The organism is Nocardioides panzhihuensis, assembly GCF_013408335.1.
GTDB classification, from domain to species: domain Bacteria; phylum Actinomycetota; class Actinomycetes; order Propionibacteriales; family Nocardioidaceae; genus Nocardioides; species Nocardioides panzhihuensis.
Genome location: NZ_JACBZR010000001.1, coordinates 1,564,402 through 1,583,072 on the forward strand (window position 1 = coordinate 1,564,402; position 18,671 = coordinate 1,583,072).

Annotated in this window: 8 protein-coding genes; 4 read left to right on the forward strand and 4 right to left on the reverse strand. The window is 65.7% G+C overall.

What is annotated here, in order from left to right; translation table 11 throughout:
- Positions 1-132: 132 nt before the first annotated feature.
- Positions 133-3,018, forward strand: coding sequence for a metallophosphoesterase (locus tag BJ988_RS07310; protein WP_179657418.1), 2,886 nt, complete (start codon positions 133-135; stop codon positions 3,016-3,018).
- Between the two features lie 748 nt (positions 3,019-3,766).
- On the opposite strand, the gene BJ988_RS07315 is transcribed toward BJ988_RS07310, so the two are convergent.
- Together BJ988_RS07315 and BJ988_RS31550 are read right to left on the reverse strand one after the other, a co-directional pair.
- Entirely contained in the window at positions 3,767-5,419 is a 1,653-nt protein-coding gene (locus tag BJ988_RS07315) for a DEAD/DEAH box helicase (protein ID WP_246321425.1), read from the reverse strand.
- A 171-nt stretch (positions 5,420-5,590) separates the two neighbouring features.
- Positions 5,591-6,112 (reverse strand): DUF6188 family protein, encoded by a 522-nt coding sequence (locus BJ988_RS31550; protein WP_425490818.1) that lies wholly within the window; start codon positions 6,110-6,112, stop codon positions 5,591-5,593.
- 96 nt (positions 6,113-6,208) lie between these two features.
- On the opposite strand from BJ988_RS31550, the gene BJ988_RS07320 reads away from it, so the two are divergent.
- Together BJ988_RS07320 and BJ988_RS07325 are read left to right on the forward strand one after the other, a co-directional pair.
- Positions 6,209-6,595, forward strand: a complete 387-nt coding sequence (locus tag BJ988_RS07320; protein WP_179657419.1) for a hypothetical protein — start codon at positions 6,209-6,211, stop codon at positions 6,593-6,595.
- A 484-nt stretch (positions 6,596-7,079) separates the two neighbouring features.
- Positions 7,080-10,073: a hypothetical protein gene (locus BJ988_RS07325; RefSeq protein WP_218860652.1), complete on the forward strand. Its 2,994-nt coding sequence runs from the start codon at positions 7,080-7,082 to the stop codon at positions 10,071-10,073.
- A gap of 80 nt (positions 10,074-10,153) precedes the next feature.
- On the opposite strand, the gene BJ988_RS07330 is transcribed toward BJ988_RS07325, so the two are convergent.
- Positions 10,154-11,026: a tyrosine-type recombinase/integrase gene (locus tag BJ988_RS07330; protein WP_179657421.1), complete on the reverse strand. Its 873-nt coding sequence runs from the start codon at positions 11,024-11,026 to the stop codon at positions 10,154-10,156.
- Between the two features lie 186 nt (positions 11,027-11,212).
- The gene (locus BJ988_RS07335; protein WP_179657422.1) at positions 11,213-13,999 is read right to left on the reverse strand and encodes a DUF4365 domain-containing protein; all 2,787 of its coding nucleotides are present in this window, start codon (positions 13,997-13,999) and stop codon (positions 11,213-11,215) included.
- 515 nt (positions 14,000-14,514) lie between these two features.
- Between BJ988_RS07335 and BJ988_RS07340 the strand changes: the two genes are divergently transcribed.
- Positions 14,515-18,663, forward strand: a complete 4,149-nt coding sequence (locus BJ988_RS07340; RefSeq protein WP_179657423.1) for a YobI family P-loop NTPase — start codon at positions 14,515-14,517, stop codon at positions 18,661-18,663.
- The last annotated feature ends 8 nt before the right edge of the window (positions 18,664-18,671 follow it).

The window sequence follows — 18,671 nt, forward strand, 5'->3', positions numbered from 1 at the left end:
CGCGGTGCGGGTACCTCATCTTGAGGAGCCGGCCCACGCTACGGTAGCGCCGCGTGGGGATCTGTCTAGACCTGTTGCATGAGGTCCGCGTGGGTCCAAGCCGAACGAATCCGTCCTGCAGAGGGGATGTCAGTGGCTCAGGGTGATGACTCCGAGACCGGGAGCGACGACTGGCGCCTCACGAAGGACTACCTGCGGCACGACCCGACCAAGTGGAACAGCCTCTCCTGGACCACCGCGCGCACCCTCATCGAATCGGCCAACGACATCTTGGGACGCGGCACGCATGGGCTCGTCGAGAACCTGCGTGCGCACTGGACGAAGGACGAGCCCCTGAAGGTCCCCGCCTCCGGGGTCTCGAGGTTCCTGGTCATCGGCGACACCGGCGAGCAGGACCCGTCGCAGTACGTGGTCGCGCCCGCCTTGGCTCGAGCCGCGGGGGAGCGCTCGGGCCAAGAGCAAGCCGGCTTCGTGCTCGTCCTGAGCGACGTGATCTACCCGTCCGGCAACGTCAACGACTACGTGGACGGCTTCTACAAGCCGTACCGGTCGAACCGCGTGCAGGACCTCGAGGCGCCCAAGGACGTACGGGACGAGTTCGCGCTTCCGGAGAACGTCCCGGTCTACGCGATCGCGGGCAATCACGACTGGTACGACGGCCTCCACGGCTTCGCCCACCAGTTCCTCTACCCGGCGGACGAGCCGCCGGCCTGGCCCAGCGATCTCCTGGTGCCGACGTTCGACGAGAAGCTGGGGCTACGGCAGCTGATCCGGGACCGCTTCGGCCGCGCCATGTGGCGCACACCCAGCGAACCGGCCGGCAGGTCCGCGCCGGCGCGGCGTGGGGAGTCGGCCGCAGACGGCGGCCCGGCCCCGGAAGCCCCGCTGCAGCCGGCGCCGTACTTCGTCATCGAGACCGAGCACGTGGAGCTGGTGTGCATCGACACCGGCATCGACGGGACCGTCGACGGCCCGCAGTACGACTGGCTGAGCTCGCTGGACGGCGAGAAGCCGAAGATCCTCATGACCGGCAAGCCGATGCTCGACAACGGTGAGCTCCGGAAGGGGGAGGTGTCCGGACGACCCGGCAAGACCGTCCACGACATCGTGACCGAGCCCAAGCACCGCTACGTCGCGACGGTGGGCGGTGACACGCACAACTTCCAGCTGTACGACCCGCGGAGCCCGGACAGCTCGCCCGACGGCCTGTGGCACATCGTCAGTGGCGGCGGGGGCGCGTACACCCACGCCACTCATCCCATCCGGATGGCCAGCTCGGACGCGCGAACCCACTCTCGGTTTCGGCCGAGCAGGGTCTTCCCGCGGTCGGCCGAGTCCCTGTCGTACTTCGCTCAGCAGCTCGTCCCCGGCATCTGGCGGCTGCTGCTGAGCGTCGTGATGTTCGGCGGGGGCGTGGCCTTGGGTTGGTGGCTCGCCAGCTCGGGGTGGAGCCTTCAGGTTCAGCCTTGGGGCGAGCCGGTGAGAGTCGGCCCCGGGGGAGTGGCCATCGCCGCGATGGTGGTGCTGGTGCTGCTGCACCTGTTGCCGCAACGTACGGGACGCAGTCTCCTCGGACGCCGCCTGCTGCTGCGTCTCGAAGCGCTGGTCGTGGGGGTGCTGGCGATGCTGTTCCTGCACCACTACCTGCCTGATGCGGCCGGAGCGCTGCTGGTGCTGTTCGGGTCGAGCACCCTGTGGATCTGCCTCAACGCCTGGTGCACCCGATGGTCGAGATGGTGGGGCCCGGTCGAGCGGGTCCCCGGATGGCATCACGTCGCCTTCGGGTGCGTGCTGGCGGCTCTCGCGGCCCTGGCTCTGGTGCCCTTGGCCTTGGACGGGGGAGGCTCGGGCGACGGACGTACGGTGGTGCCCTGGTGGCTGGTCGTCGCGGTCGGCATCTACGCCGTCGTAGCGATCGTCGGGTGGCGGAAGCGGATCGTCGACGACCTGAGTGGCGACCGTGCCGAACGCTGGCTGAAGTGGTCGGTGGTGTGGGCAGTGCTCGCGCAGGCGGCCGTCGTGTCGGGGGAGATGCTGCGAGTGATAAGCGGCGAGGGCTTGACCCTGCTGTTCTTCAGCGGCCTGCTCGGACTCTTGCTGTTGGCGGCGATCGCCGCGCTGCTGCTCGTGGCGCCGCTGGCACCGGACCTTCTCACCCGCCACTTGCGCAACGACCCCCAACGCCGGGGGCGGGCGTGGCTCCGCTGGCGGCGCTGGCTGGTCCAGCCCTTCGTGTTCCTCGCGGCGCCCGCAACGCTGGCGCTCTGGTGGTGGGCCGCCGACGCCGTCGACTCAGAGTGGATGCGGGCCGCCTTCGCTCTGCCAACGCTGGTCGTGGTGACAGCGATCGGCCTGCTGGTCCTCGACTGGGTACGACGGGAGCACGAGCTCCTGTACATGCCGCTGGTGGTCGTCGCCGTCCTTGCCCTCGGCGTGCTCCTGCTGGGGGCCGCGGTCCCTGGCCTGCTCGACGTGCCGGGCTTCGGGTGGCCCGGCCGGCTCGCGAACGAGCTCAGCACATGGTGGCCGGCCGTGGCGGTCGGCGCAGCCCTCTTTACTGCGGTGGCGGTCGGCGCCGCCGCCCTCCTCGCCCACCTGGTGTTCCTCGGCGCCCACTCGCTGATCGCGGACCCCAAGGCGTGGGTGAGCCCCCGCTACCGCCAGGGTGTCCCGACGCACTACGACTTCATCAGCGAGGCGGCTGCGACGTCCATCATCGAGGCCGAACATGACCGGATGGGTGCCCAACCCGCAGTGGTCGAGGGCGTCGGCCGGCGGACCAGACGCCGAGCGCAGATCGCCTTCCCCGGCCTGAACCCGCCGTTCGGGCCGATCCAGAAGTTCGTCTCCGAGATCTACTCGCTCGACGAGCCCCCGTTCTTCAAGCACTTCCTCGAGTTCGAGACCTCACCCACCGAGATCGTGGTCAAGATCCACCGCGTTCGTGGCGATCAGCCGGTTGAGATCGAAGAGGTGGCGAGGATCGGTCTTACGGGAGCGGGCGCTGTAGATGACTGATTGCTCCCCAGTCGCGAGATCGGTACGCGTGGTCCGCAGCGTCGTGTCGAGGCACGCGGATCCCGGCCGTACAGCCTGCGCCATAGGTGGCACCCTGGCGCACGGCGGAGGGGAGCGGCGCTGGCTGGTGCATCGAGGGCGTCCCCGTCACGGCCTAGCGTTCGAGTTCGACGCGCGCTTTCTCCAAGACAAGATCCAGGGCTGCATATACCTCGTCGTGCCTCCTCCTGAGATCGTGATGACTCAATGCATTGTTGAGGTCGTCCCCAATCGTTCGACGAAGGGTTTCGAATCCGTTTGGGACCTCCCCGCCCGCGCTGAGAACACGCAGTTGGCCGATGGCCGCGCGAGTCGATGAGCTGTTGCGGTAGGCCTCCTGCCGAAGCAACTCCCGATCTCCGTCTGGTAGCCCGTCGAGCCGAGCCTTTACACGGCTGTAGGTGACGCGCTCGTACTCGTACAGGTTCGCGGCACACTCGCCATACACCCGTACCCTGGCGTCCAGCAGTTGTAGATTGCGGGTGTTTCGATTTTGCAAGAAAAGCGCCTAGCCAACCTCCAAGGAGAGTGGCGAGGAAGCCCATCGCAGCCACAATGACGGTTGTGTTCATGGCGCATGACCGTAGGACGTGCGGTCTGGCCACAGGCCATGTTCGGGACGAGGGATACCCGATATTCGCGGCGGAGGGCCGCGCACCTCTGCATGGGCTTCTCCACGGTGCCGGTGCGCCTCGTATGAGCCGAGAGGTCAGGCCCCGTCCTCGGTCAGGGTGGCGGAGGGAAGCCAGTCGGCGCCGAGGAGCTGGGCGAGGGCAGTGAGGCCGGTGGTGTCGCTTCCCACCGTGGCAGAGGCCGCAGCGATCCGCTCGACCATCACCCTGCCGACCTGCTCCTCGACGGTGCCCTCGGCGTACGCGATGTGCCACGGCGAGAGCTGGTGGTCGCGGTGGGTGCGGCCGGTCACCTGCCGTCCTGCGATACCCGAGAAGCGGGCCTGGTGGAAGACGCCGACCCGCGGCTCGCTGCTAGCCCGGCGACCGTCGGCGAGGGTCTCGCCGGCGTGCAGGCTGATCGAGGCGACCGTGGTGAAGACGCAGACCTTCGCCTGCCCGGTCTGGAACCGGAGCCGCTCGGCCTCTGCGTCGAACCGGTCGCGGCCGTAGATCGTGGCGACTTCGAGGCCTGAGTCGCGCAGCCGGTCGGCGATCGGGTCGGCGGCGGTCGCGACGAACTCGACCGAGCACGCCACCTGTCGCTCGGCCTCGACCTGCTGGACGATCCAGGCGACCGTGGAGTCGACGCGGATCAGGCCGGCCTTCTGCCGGAAGCGCAGCAGCGCTGCCCGCCCTTTCGCGACATTGCGGCCACGCCGGGCGATGTCCATCTCGCGGCAGAACTCTCCCCATTCGGCCTCGTACGTCGTCCGCTCCGACGGCGTGAGTGCCACCGGCATGCCGGAGATCGGCACCGGCCCCCACGGCGCCGCGCGGTGCAGCATCGCGGGCGGCCGCTCGTCCTCGAGCCAGCCGCGTACCAGCTTGAGGTCGGCGGCGCGCCGCGCCGGGTCCGCGGTCCACGTTGCGCCGTAACGTCCGCGCTCGACCCCGACGCCGTTGCGCTCGAGCGCGGTGGCGAACGTGGCGCCGGGCTGGGTCGCCGAGGTCCACTCCTGCATCGGCTCGCCGAGGACCTGCGCATAGGCCGGGGCGAGATATGGCAGGTCGAGCGGCGTGTGTCCGGGCGTCGCGGTCGTCGCGATGACGAAGGGTGCCTTGTCGTGCGGCCGCCCGTGGCCCGAGATCCGCGCCCAGAGCTTCCACCGCTTCGTCGTCGTACGTCGCAGCGCGTGGGCCTCGTCAGCGATGATCACCTCCCACGCGTGATCCTTGACCTTCTCCAGGCGGTCCCATGTGATCACGACCCATTCGAGACCGCCGTCGCCCAGCGCCGCGATAGTGCGGCACCAATGGCCGATCGTGATCGCGGCGGGACGGTCGGCGACGACCAGCACCCGTCGCGCACCGCGGAGGTCGCCCACCGCTGTCGCCCCGAGAACCGCGGAGATCGTCTTGCCCACGCCGGGCTCATCGGCCAGCAGGAACTGCCGCCCGCCCGCCGCAGCGCGCGCTGCGATGGCGTCAGCAGCCTCGTACTGGATCCGCCGCGGCTCGAGCGCGTCGGTCGCCTCGAGGCTCTGCGTCGGAAGGTCGGGATTGAGGGTGCTCTCGATGAACCGACCGAGCGTGTACGGACCAGGGGCGTAGGGCGCGAGGTGCGCCGGCACAGCGTGCCCGACGTACAGGTGGGTCTTGACTCCCGGGTGCCACGTCGCGCCCTCGACCTGGGTGCCGTAAGGGACGTCGAGCACCCACAGCCGCTCGCCCGGGCCGACGGCCGGCAACGGCCGCTTCGGTTGTCGCGTTCCGCTCCGGCGCGGACGCCCGCCGCGGCGACGAGCACTGGATCGGCGAGGACTGGCCACACCCAGACGCTATCGGGGTCTCCTTCGTGTGTAGATCCAGCTCGCCGACAGGCGGCGGTTTGCGGCGCCCACGCTAGGCAGAAGCTAGCGCTAGCTCCCAGACCAGGTGGAGAGTCCGCCGCCTGGCTGTGACACTAAGAGCTGCCCGGAGGGGAACACGATTTGCCAGGGCTCGTGGTGATTGTCTGCCGGAACCCGCAGGACTAATCCAGGACTGAACACTATGCGCAGATGTACGGTCTTGAATGCGACAGCTGACAACACCTTGCGACCAACCAACCCACTGAACGAGTCGGTCGTCGCGGACGGATTAGCCCACAGATCCAGTCGTTCAGTGGCGCGAGCCGTCGGCCCGAGTGTCGTTGCGCCTTCGATCGTGAGCTCGGCCCCTCCCGCAAACGCGACGACTAGCCGGAACTCTTCACTGCGGGTGGACTCGACCGTCGCATCACGAAGCCCGACGATCCAGCGGTCCTCAAGCTCAACTGCAATCGCCACAGGCGCAGTCTCGCACCACTGGGCCAGCAGACGGACACGCTGCAGGCGGCGGGTCAGGTCACCCACCACGGGACGTCGTCGACGTGGTGGTGGATCAATGCGTGAGCCCCGCATGCGCCGGTGTGACGCAGTTCCGAAGCCGCGCTCGGCGGGACCGAGTGGGCACGTTGTAGCAACACGTCGTCGCGACTGTTGCGTCAGGATGTTGATATGACGAGTCTCATCCGTGTCGGGTTTTGGCGCAGCGAGTACGAACCCACGCTGCCAGATCCGCGGGGGCACCTTGATGAGACCTGGGATGACGAGGAGCGGAAACTCGTGGTCGCGTACCTTCGAGGTGGTCTGCCCGTGCTGCACATGATGGGGTTCTCGCCCTGTCGGATCTGCGATCGTTCGGACAACGGAAACGCCGAACTGACCGACGGTTCGTATCTGTGGCCGCAGGGGCTTGCGCACTACGTCCAAGACCACGGTGTGCGCCTTCCGCGTGAGTTTGAACGGCATGTCTTGGATCGCTGGGAGGTCTTGGAGGAGGCGGCGATGCGGGCTCACAAGGCGCCGCCCGATCGTTGGATGCGCATGACCCAGCAGAGGTAGGCGTCTCACATGCGGCGGTAAGACGCATGGTCGATCCTCGCATTGTGCCGCCCCAGGGACGCTGCGTCAGGAAGACTTGCGCCGTGGGGCGCGGGCGCTCTGAACTGAAAGGATGTTCATGCCCATTTCGTGACCTGACGCCGGGTTGCGATCCAGCGCGTGGCGAGGGCAGCCAACAGCACGGCCTAGTGTGGGAGCGCGCGTCCTGGAACTCGGGGGATGACCCCGGGGCCGAGAGCAGGTCCGTCGTCTGCGCGGTGGCACATCGCGACCTCACCTGATGAAGAGGTCGTTTCGTTGGAAAGGTGGACGCGCCGACTTCGCGAGGAGGTCTACGGAGAAATGGTCCGTTCCCGCATGGACGTAAGGAAGGATCGGTCTCGTGAGCGAGATTCGACCCCAAGCTGAGGCCGCCATCCGGTTCCGCCTTCTCGAGATGACCGAGCGCAACGAGCACCACCGTTTCGAGGAGATCGCGACCCTGGTGGCGCAGAAGCGAGTCAGCTCAAACATTTTGATAGCCACGGGCCCGGTGAGTTCGAAGGGTGACCAGCAGCGTGACGCGGAGACGTTCAAGACCCGCCTGCCCGACGAACTGCCGCACTCGGCTGGGTTCGCAGCGGCCGCATCGACGGCGCCGTGGGTGGTGGCCTGCACGCTGCAGGAGACGAAGCTGAAGCAAAAGGTTCTCGACGACGTGGCCGGCATCTGCGCTGATGACGCCGCCCCGGTCGGGCACATCGCGTACTTCAGTGCGCACGCAGTCTCCGAGGGGATCACCCACGAGGTGCAGAAGACCGCGCGAAAGACCCACAAGGTGTCCTTGGATATCTTCTGCGCCTCGGACATCGCCAAGTTCCTCGCTCAAGATGATCTGATCTGGGTCGCCCAGCACTACTTGGAGCTTCCGTCGCACCTCGTTCCGCCGCCGGAGAGCGAGCCCGCGCCGGAGTGGTACGCCGACCTGCTCGACGGGCTTCGGAAGAACCACGGGCCGGCTGCGCTGACCCCAGGGGTCCAAGGTGGCGTGACCCAGGGGTTGCGGCACGCGACCTGGGATGAGGACACGAACGCGGACCTTCCGGAGTGGATCAACTTCATGGGGGCATTCCTGGCCGACTCCGAGGACGGCGAGGACACCGAGTTGGTGTTCCGCGCCTGCTACGAGATGTCGGTGGCCACGTTCCGGGGCCTTGGGACCGCGGCCGGTATCGAGGACCTTGTCCGACGCGCGGTGGTCTACGCATGTTCGTGTGACCAGCCGCGCATCCTCGACGACACGGTCACCTTGGTCTCGTACTGGGGCGTGATGTGGTCTCAAGGAGTCGCGAGGGCTGAGGCGTCCGAGATCAGTGCGGCGTTGAGGAAGGTTCGCGAGCACGCTGCGGCTCTCCTGGACGACACCGATGCCGAGACGCACCCGGTGCGGGCAGCGACGTTGACCGGTGTCCTCGCGTACTCCCACCTCATCCCGGACTGGGCGGTCGCGGAGGGGACCCGCGGCAAGCCCGATGCTCGGGATGTTGCGGGGAACGTCGGGGTGCAGTTGACCGAGGACGACGTCGACGTCTCGCTGCTGGACGAGACGGACTTTGATGGCCTTGGCGACGCAATGTCGTACCTGTCGCAGCTGGTTGACCTGTTGCCGCAGGCGCGGGCGTACTCGGTAAGCGGGCTGGCTCGGGTGTTCGACATGTTGGCGCCGTTGGCGGCCTCGAACCCGGAGTACTTGAAGGTTCGTGACGGCCTGGATGCGGCGGTAGCGGAGGTGACAGGTGACTCGGCGGCTGCGGAGAGATCCCGTGACCGGGCGAGCGCGTTCGTGAACGCAGACAAGCCTCTGCAGGCTCTCCGGGAGTTGCACGACGCGAAGGTGAGGTGGTTCAGCGGCGACACGTTGTACGGGTCGGTGTTGACGATGCGGTTCATCGCGAAGATCTACTCCGAGCTCCGGTTGACCTACGCGGCGAAGATGTACGCCTGCACCGCGGCGGCGCTCGCGATGTCCGCAGGCGATGATGACACGAAGCCCCAGGTGGCGAAGGCGTTGCTGGAGGCGGCCGGGTACGTTCAGGCGGCAGGTACATGGGTCGATGCGGCCGGTTTGACTGAGGTAGCGCTCCTTGCGCGGGCCCAGTTTCTGCCCGACCCGTTCGACTTCGAAAAACACCCAGACCTGAGCCACCACAATCAGAACTCCATCCTGGAACTCGCCGGAGTCCGGACGTACTGGCCCGACCTGGTGCCCTTGATCAAGCAGGCGCACGGCACCACCACTGACTGGTACGACGACCTCGTGGAGGTCATCGAGGAAGCAGGCGGCGCCGGGTTCAAGATGACCGAGGAAGAGTTCTGCGCCCGGGCCGGTGAGCAGCACGCCGGCCCACTCCTCGGTGACGTCGGCCCGCGCCGCATCATCGACTTCTCGGCGCTCGGAGTGCGCTGGACGTTCGAGTTCGACAACAATCGCACGACAGTCATCCGTGCCGAAGCTCTCTGCGCCACGCTTCAGGTACTGCTCGCCGACATCACCGTGCACGACCCCGCCTTGGTCAGCACCAGCGTCCGAGTCAGCGTCACGGTGACCGACAAGATCGGGCGCGACGGTTATAACGTTGAGATCGACGACAGCAGCTCCCACATCACTGCAGAAGCAACGGTCTCGATGGACTTCTCAGACCTCGACACTCGGGTGCCCGCCTTAATGTCCATCTGTCTCCAGCTCCTCCATTCCGTCCACCTGCGGCCACACGACGAGCTTCAAGCCCTCGTTGAACCGCTGTTAAAGGCTGGCCTGATCAACAAGATCGCGGTCGGGCGCCCGTATGAAGAGGCCACCGACTTCTTCGACGACGACCACTTCACGACGTTGGCCTCAGCAACCCGCCCGCTGGCCACTGATGGGTACCAGCCGGTTCCGGCCGAGCCGCTCCGGGCATCGACGGCCCCCGGCCCCGGGTACGACCGGGACAAGGAGCAAGAAGCCATCCGGGAGCGCTACCGCGTCGCCCAGGAGAGCCTCCGGTTCACCCTCCCCGCCCTCCTCGCTGACCCCGATAAGCGAGCGGCCGTCGAGCAGCTTCGCGCCCACGGGTGGCTGGACTGGCAGATCGTGACCATCCTGGCGAACATTGCGCTCAGCTACCGGATGGACCGCGACGGCATTTTGCCGCAGGACGTGACGCCTGCGCAGGGTCTGGCGCTCCTTCGTGAGCTGGAGTCCGATGCGGCGCAGGCTGTCCCGCTCGAGTGGTTCGACGACGACGCGTTCTGGGTCAATAAGGTCATGACGCCGATGGCCACGGCCCGTGGCCTGAGTCTTCGGCCGTGGCAGGAAGAACCGGGGGAAGAGCAGGTACGTGACCTCCTCATCCGTCGTTATGGGTATGGCTCTGACGACGTGCCGCACACCGACCTGCTCGGCTGCGTAGACGAGGCTGGACTCCTGCGTCCGCTCATCGGGGATACAGACGAGTAGTCGCCGATGGTGGCGCGACGGCCCCTGCGGCCTGCCCGGGTCATTCTGGGCGAAGTTGACGTGATCCCACTGCTGAGCGGTCAGACGCCGGCGACGTAGGCGGTGAGGAAGTGGACTCCGTGGCGGTCGAGGTTCCCGCGGGCGCGGTCGTAGTGTTCGGTGGTTCTGGGGTCTGCGTGCCGGGCCAGGATCTGGGCGTCACGGAGCGGGACACCTGCGTCGAGGGCGTTGGTGATCTCTGCGTGGCGTAACGAGTGCGGGCTGATGTGCCGAGGGATTCCGGCAGCCTTTGCGACCCGCGTGACCATCCGGTACGCGTCGCGTCGGTAGATCGGCTTGCCCGACATCGGTCGCAAGATGAGTCGTCCAGTGGTCCGTTCGCCGCGGCAGGCCTCCAGAACGCGGAGGACGGGGACGGTGATCGGCATGGTCGCGGGCTTGTCGCCCTTGCCGACCAGGTGGAGCATGCGGTGGCCGCGCAGTGTTTCGGCGTAGTCCTCGATCCGGACGGCTGCTGCCTCGGAGGCGCGTAGTGCGTTGATGCCCAACAGGTAGGCCAGGGCGCCGTGGTGGACGGTGATGGTCTGGGCGATCTGAAGGAAGCGGATCAGCTCGAGCCGGTCGAGGCCTTGGGTTCGGGATTCGTCTGCGTGCACTTTGGGCAGGCGTGCGTAGACGGCGGGGTCGGCCGGGATCAGTCCGTCGATGTGGGCGAAGCGGAAGTAGCCCCGGAGACCGTGCATCATTGTGTTGATCGAGGACGCCATGAGACCGGCCTCGTCCAGGTTGCGGATGTAGAGCTCGACGTGGGCGCGTTGGATCCCGGTCAGTGGGTCCAGCCCGTTGGTTTGGCACCACGTGAACCAGCGGCGCAGCTGGTAGGAGTACAGCTCGTGGGTATGGCCGGAGTAGCGGGCCAGGAACGAGACCGCGGCCAGTTCGGCGGGCGTCATCGACAGTGGCTGGAATGGCAGCAGTTTTGATGTGGTGGACATGCGGCACCTCACGCGACGACCCAAGCGAGGCCAGGCCATGCTCGCCGCCAACACGGCGAGGCGCTCGAACAGATCAACGCTAACGAGGTGGGATCAGCGCCGCTGGCGGCGGTATGACGCGGGTCGGCAGATGTGCGCGGCGTCCTACGGGGTGCGCGAGCGAACCACGGCGGAAGGGTGAGCGGCCACGAAAGTGCGTACGTCGTCGAACTGTTCGAGGTCTAGGTCGGTTAGCGCGACGGCGGTTGCGAGCGGCATTCGTGCCCCGTCGTTCATAGTTAGTGCGGCGAGGAGAGCTGTGGCAGCTCGCGTGGCAACGGCGGGGCGTCCCTTCGAGACCCGTATGAGTGAATACGCCGCTTGAGCGCGCGTTTCGGCTTCGGGGTCGACGAGCGCGGCGATGAGGAACCCTTCCTGGTGCACCGACGGAACATCTTGGAGTACCCGGGCGAACCCGCGCGGATCTGTCGCGCGCAGTCCGAGGAGGCCGACGATCGTGGTGTCGCTGTCAAGGTGCCCGGTGGCGGACAGCAGCGCGAACCGCGCGGAGGTGAACCTTCCTGCTTCGCTGTCGAAGGTCTTTGCAGGTTTGAGGGTGGGCGCAATCTTGCGCAGACGCGTTTGTATGTGAGGCGGTAGCTGGTTCTGATGCTTGGCGATGAACTCCACGGCCGATGCGATCTGGTCTCCTGAGAGTACCCCTGCCGCAAGGGCGTCGGTGACGCCCTTCCACAACCTGTTGTCGCCGGTGTGAAAGGCGGCGCGGGTTAGGTCGTCAAGGTGGTCGTATCCACCCATTCCGAAGGCGACGGAGCCGTTCGGGTACTTCGGGGTGGCATCCTCGATCATCTTGCGGACGATGGCGAGCTTCTGCTTGCCGAGTGCCCTCCAGGTCTCCGGGGTCACTTCTCCCGTTACTAGCAGCGCTCGTGCAGCCATCGCGTTTCCGGATTCGTGCAGCTCGCGAAGTTTCGCGATGGCTGGCGGATGTACCTCGCCCACTTCCATAAGCAGGTCAACGCAGTAGTGGTCGCCACGCTTGAGGGCGACTTCGATCAACAGGTCGAGTGTTTCGACGGGTACGACGGACAAGTTGATGCTGCGCGCGACTCGGACCATGGCGTCGGCCCGACCAGTGTCGTCGTCGAAAAGGTCACCCACGAGTTCAGCGCACATGATGTGGGAAGTGTCGCTTGCGGCATACAGAAGTCGGCCAAGCGTGGAGTCGACCTCAGCGAGACGGTCAGAGAAACCGTTTCCGAGGCGGCGGACGGTGCCATCGGTTCGCAGGAGTTTGATGATGCGCCCGATAACGCCGTCGGCTTCTTCGGCAGTAAGAAGGTCGCCGGCCTCGGCTAGGAGTTCGAAGGTCGCCCCTTCAGATCGCAAAGGCCAACTCCCAGCCGCCAACGTCTTCGCGCAGGCGTGGAGGCCATCGAGCGGTCCGTTGAGCCATACGCGTTGAGCTGCGAGCTTGACCTGAGACTTGTTGCCTGTGCGCACTAGGGCATCTAGCGCTGCACGTACGTCATCTGAGCCGGGCGAACTGGCGAGGCAGACACGTGACGCTTGCGAAAGAAGGTCGCGCCAGGTGCCCCAAGCGCCGGAGAAGGCTGCGTTCCAACCTGCGAGTGTAAGTAAGTCGAATGCCCTGACGGATACGAAGCGGATGGACTTGTCACCTGCCCACCCACGGAATCGGTCGTCGAGGTCGCGGGCGAGTGCATCACTGACCGCCTGTGCTCGCCACAGGGTGCCGAGGTTGTCTTGGGCAGCCAACCCGTCTTGGAAGTCCAGCGGGGCTGCGTCCGCAGAGGCGTAGACAACTGAGAGGCAACCAACGCGCAATGCGTCTGCCGTCAGATCACCTGAGACCTTGAAGCATCGGACCGCGTTCTGGGCAGCCTTGTGGGCGCCATGCTTGTCGCCCTTCTCGTACAGCACGTGAGCTCGAAGCATGAGAACCCAGCCCCGGTCGACGGGCCGCGCGTCGGGTTGGACACTGAGCGCGTTCAAAGCGGCGGTCGTTCGGCCATTGGCGTACGCGACGGCCCCTGCAACGGCCCGGCAAGCGTCCCGCTCCGGCTTGGACGGCGCTTTTCCAGCCAAGCGCATCAGAGCGGTCGTATCTCCGGAATCCAGCGCAGTCAAGAACGCGCCGGCGAACCGCCAGCCCCACTCTTTGTGGCTTCGCCACGATTTCACTGGCGGACAACCACTCGAGTCGGCGATGTGGTAGATATCGGCGAGCCGTCCTCGGAGGATCATTGCAACAGCCTCTTCGGATTCGATCGCATTCGAGAGCCGATTCAGGTGCGGTGCCGCGAGTCGCGGAACGACGAGAGCGTAACGGAGACGTTGTCCGGGTGGTAAAGCCTTCAGGCGTCCGGGCTGGATGTTTGTTAGGAGGTTGCGTCGTTGGGTCAAGATGGCCTGGGTGAGCTGGTCGAGGCACTCTGGCGTGATTGTCTGGTCGGCTGGGACGAACACCTTTCGGCCGTTCGGCGTCTTATCGATGTTCTGCGGCGTGACGTGTGCCCAGTAGGAGATGCCATTTGCGGTGTCTTGATAGACGAGTAAGTACGGCAGACCAAACCCGGTCCAATGGTCGAGGTGCCCCTTGGTGTCTTCCCAGTACCACCATCCGGCGCGACTTCTGTGCCGGCTCTTTGTCCTCAAGTACTCCGTAGGGCTGGACTTGACTTGCAGGATGACCGGCATGCTGATGTCGAACAGGTCGGTGCCCGTGGACGAGCCAGCTTCGTCCTCGTCGACTTTCGGCACTGTGACGCGCGCGAACGACAGGAGGTCGTCGCCGATGTCCTGCTCAATCTTCACGGCAGGGGCCCAACCGACCTTCATCAACGCGACGCTGACCTGCCCCTCTCCCAGGGCACCGGTCTGCTGGGTTGCAGTCACTTCCTTCTCCACGCCTGAGAGTCTGCCAACGACCCGCGACACCGTGGGGGAGTTCAACGAAGAAGACTCGCAACCAGGCGTGTTGTCGTTGCCTGAACGGTAGGCCTCCAGAACGCAGAGGACCGGAACGCTAAGCGGCATGGTCGCGAGTTGTTGCCCGTGCCTACTGGACGTGGCTCAAGGTAGCCGCGCGATCGCACCGCTCGAGGTGGAACCTCGACATTGGTGCAGTGAGCTAACCCGCACACCAACTGCAAGAAAAGGGTCCTTGCTTGGGCGCGCGAGGCTACTGTAACGGTCCGAGCAGAAACTCAGGTGTTCCTCCGCGACTGTCAGAGGTGCGGGGCGGTCGAGCCATGAGGGCCGGGCGCAGCGAGTTGAGCACAAGGTCTTGATGACGACGAGACGCGCACGAAGGGAATACGGTGGCACACGCACCGCAGGACGCTGGGCAAGGAGCTAGGCAACATCCTAGGCAGGGCCAGCAAGTTGGCTCGAATGATACATCGAAGAACTCTGGGGCGCAGATGCCGGCCGCTGAGCCTGGGACGGACACCCAGTCGGCCCCGGGCACGACGCCAGACACGCCTGCGAACAAGCCCACTGCTGCTGCCTCTGGGGCCGGTGCCGGCGCGCCTGCCGCGAAGAGGTCGGCCGACAAGCCGCTGCAGTCACTGACCCCCAAGTATGAGGAGACGCACCACGGCACCTACCTGAAGCGTCTGGAACAGGCGGTTAAGGACCCGAACAACCTGAACATCGCGCTGACGGGCCGTTACGGTGCGGGCAAGTCGAGTGTGTTGAACCAGTTTGAGGACAAGAACAAGCGGGCGGTTCTGCGGCTCGCCATCTCGACCCTTGCGCCGGGCGAGGAGGGCGAGAGCACGACGAATCGCATCCAGAAGGAGATCGTCAAGCAGTTACTATACGGCGCTTCGGAAAAGGTCGGGAAGAACTCACGGTTCAACAAGATCGCGGTTCTGAGTCGGCGCAAGGCGTTCATGCAATCCGCGACGGTTGTCCTTCCTCTCGTGGGCTTGGCGTACGTATTCGGTGTGCTTCCGCACCTGAACTGGCCCACAGCGCAGGAGGCGACTTGGCTACGGGCGGCTACCTGGATCGGTGCCGTTGGGTTGGTGACTGCCCTGGGGGCCGTAGTCCGTCTGTGGACTTATGGCCGCTACGACGTGAAGGACGTGTCCGCAGGCGGTGCCGCCGTCACGCTCTCGGAGAAGCCGCAGTCGTTCTTCGACAAGTACATCGACGAGATCGTGCACTACTTCGCGCAGGAGTCGAAGGACATTGTCATCTTCGAGGACCTCGACCGGTTCGAGGATCCGAACATCTTCGAGGCGTTGCGCGAGCTGAACGTATTGCTTAACGACACCCCCGAACGGCGCAGGAAGCGGAATGGGCACCTCCTCGGGCGTGGGATCGCGCACGTGCTCGGGTGGATAAACAAGGAGTGGCCCGGCCTCCTCGAGATGCGGCTCCCGTACCCCTGGGCCGGACGTGTGCTGGGACTAGGCGAGCCGCTTCGGTTCATCTACGCGGTGCGTGACAGCGTCTTCAGCCAAATCGACGCCACGCCTGCCAAGGGCACGTCCAAGCGTGCCTCTGCCGATCCGGCACCCACAACTCAGAACCAGGATGAGGACCCGCCACCGACGCCTGACCCGGAGCTCGATGAAGCTGCGGCGGAGACCCTACGCGCGAACCGGACTAAGTTCTTCGACATCGTCATCCCGCTGGTGCCGTTCATCTCGCATCGGAACGCGCGCGACCTGCTGGTCAGGCTCCTCGACGAACGCGACATCACCGGCGTCGACCCGCGGCTGGTCAACACTGTCGCGCAGCACTGCACCGACATGCGGCTGATGCGCAACATATGCAACGAGTACCTAGTTTTCGCTGAGCGCCTCCTGGAGCCGGCTGCGCCCACCACGCCTGCTCCCGGGCTTGGTGCCACGCACCTGTTCGCGCTGGTCGTCTACAAGAACTTCCACCTGGAGGACTTCGAGAGCATTACGCGCCGCGACAGCGACCTGGACAAGGTCTACGATTTCGCCCAGCGCCTCACGCGCGACACAATCAGCGCCCACGAGAAGCGCATCCGCGACTTGCTGGCCAGGCCGGACAGGTTCCGCGAGCGCGAGCCACGCGCCAAACAGCTCGGGCAGCGTCTCGCCTTGTTCGCCTCGAACGTGAGGGCCGCGCAGTCTTCGCAATACAACCGGTGGACGCTCTACCGGTTGAGCGTCGGCACCCGGGAGTTCGACGCCGACAAGGTCAACCACTACGACTTCTGGGCCGCTGTCGCTAAGGCCCGCTCGCTTGGCATAGTGCTGGCGCACCAGGCGTCCGGTGGGTCTACCACGGTCGGACACACCTTTGACGAGGCTGGGCTGGAGATGTTCCTCCCCGAAGCCCTTGACGCTGACCGGTGGGCCGCATTCGACCAGGATGCCATCGACACCGAGGTCGCGACCAAGGAAGCTGACATTGAGGTACTGCGGCGCGCCGACTTTGCCGACCTCGTCACGACCAATTTCACGCTGACGCTGCGAAACGGCGAAGCCGCGTCGAAGAAGCTCACTCGCTTGAAGAGCGCCGGGAGCCCACACACGTTCAGCGACCTCTTGGAAGCGACGTTGAAGTCCGAGCTCGCCCGCGACCTCGTCCGACGCGGCTACATCGACCGCAACTATTCGCTGTACGCCGCCCAGTTCTACGGCAACTTTACCGGCGTCGACGTCGCGAACTTCATGATCCAGCATGTCCAGCCGAACGTCATGAACATCGACTACGACTTAAGCCGGCCGAAGGAGGGCGAGCGCGAAGGCGCAGCCGCGAACCTTCTCCTCGAGGCCGAGGAAGCCGGTGAAGACCTGTTAACCGCGGTTGCTGCGTTCAACATCGACTTGGTCAACCACCTCATCGAGACTGGCAATGCCGGAGCCGGCACGGTCGCGCGGCACCTCATAGCCACCTGGCCAGCGGAGAATGCACGCAGCTTCCTCGCGGCCTACTTCACCTCGAAGAAGGCGCAGCGCGAGAAACTCGCTGCGCTTCTTACACGGTGTGACTGGCGAGAGGTTTTCACCTACCTGACCTCGCACGACGACGTGCCTGCTGACGCGCGAGTAACGCTGGTCAACGCAGCCCTGGCGGCGTTCGACCCGAACGCGACCTACGACCTCGGTGAGGACGTCTGCCTTTTCGTCACTGCGAATTACAGCAGCATGTCCGTCTTCACCAGTGAGTCTGAAGCCCAGGACGCGAATCACTCGTTCGCCGACGAAGCTAGGCAGGGTCTCTCCGAGAGGCTGCCCGAGCGCCTCAATGTGATGTTGCGCCGCGGCAACGTCGTCCTTCCCGATCTCGCGCCCTTGAGCGACGATATCCGCACGCTCGTCGTTGAGGGGAACCGATATGTCCTGACGGCCGACAACCTTCGCATCGCCCTGGGGTTGCAAGCCTCAGACCCGGTGCCCCTCGAGACGCTCACCGGCGCCGCCGGGAATGAGACGGTCTACGCGTACGCCCTGGCGAATCTGTCCGGCTACCTCGCTGCGGTCGACCACGACGAGCAGACCACCGCCGCGGTGACCGCGCCGCGAACCCTCGCCAAGGTGCTCACCGACAAAGTGGGGACGTTGACGGACGAGCAGATATCCGAGGAGCAGGAAGGACTCGGCAGTGGTGTCTTTGCTGACCTCCTCGCCCGCACATCGTCGACGGCCCGGCTACGCAACGTGCGCAATGCGCCGCTGGTCACCTGGAAGGCACTCGCCGAAGCTAAGCGGTTCCGCTCGTCCCTGGCCAACATCGAGGCGTACCGCAGCAAGGTCGGCTCGATCGACGCCCATCTCGCGTGGCTGCTCGAGGACGCCGGAACTGTCCATGTGGATAAAGACGGGGACACTACCAACCCCGACGGCGGCGAATACGACCGCCAGGCAGCAGCGCTCGCCATTCTCAACACGAGTGCGCTGCCAACGCAGGTGCGCGTCGCTCTCGTCATCTCCCTGGAACCGGTGACTCCACTACCTGCGACGGGCATCAACGCCGAGGAGAGCGATCTGTTCGCGCGTCTGCTCGACGCCGGCTTGGTCAGTGACGAGGAGGACACGTTCATGCACCTGCGGGCCGGAGGCTGGGTAGCCTTGGGCCCTGCCATCAAGGTCTCTGGCGGGGTGAAGTCATTCCACAGTGCCGCCCTCCTCAACGACATGGTCGCCGACGCACTCACCGACGACGACACTTCGGAGAAGGTCGCGAGCATGGTCCTCGCGAACGTGAACGAGTACGTGCCCGAGGACGACTGGGCAGAACTGCAGGCCGTCGCCATCTATGCAGACCAGCACCGGGAACCGCTCGACCCCGCTGTAGTGAGGCGCATTGCCCGGGTCGGTGACGGCCGCGACGGGTGCGACGTGACCCTGATGCTGCGTCTCTTGGACCGGGCCTCTCCAACCGCGTCGGCCGACCACGTCATCGAAACCTTCCTGCACTTGGGGCAGCCGTACAACCGCATCACGGACTCCGAGGACTCGTTCGACCTTGACGTCACCGACGTCCATGACCGGCTCCTAAAGATCCTGCATGGGGATAACCGCATCACCCGGGGCTACCCGCGCATCCCCAAGCGCCGATACAGCGTCACCGTTCTCTGACCGTGCCT

What these genes read in the sequence shown, in the direction of transcription:
- BJ988_RS31550 (WP_425490818.1), bottom strand. Translation starts at nt 6,112, where the DNA reads ATGCGGGGCTCACGCATTGATCCACCACCACGTCGACGACGTCCCGTG.
- BJ988_RS07320 (WP_179657419.1), top strand. Translation starts at nt 6,209, where the DNA reads ATGACGAGTCTCATCCGTGTCGGGTTTTGGCGCAGCGAGTACGAACCC.
- BJ988_RS07330 (WP_179657421.1), bottom strand. Translation starts at nt 11,026, where the DNA reads ATGACGCCCGCCGAACTGGCCGCGGTCTCGTTCCTGGCCCGCTACTCC.
- BJ988_RS07340 (WP_179657423.1), top strand. Translation starts at nt 14,515, where the DNA reads ATGCCGGCCGCTGAGCCTGGGACGGACACCCAGTCGGCCCCGGGCACG.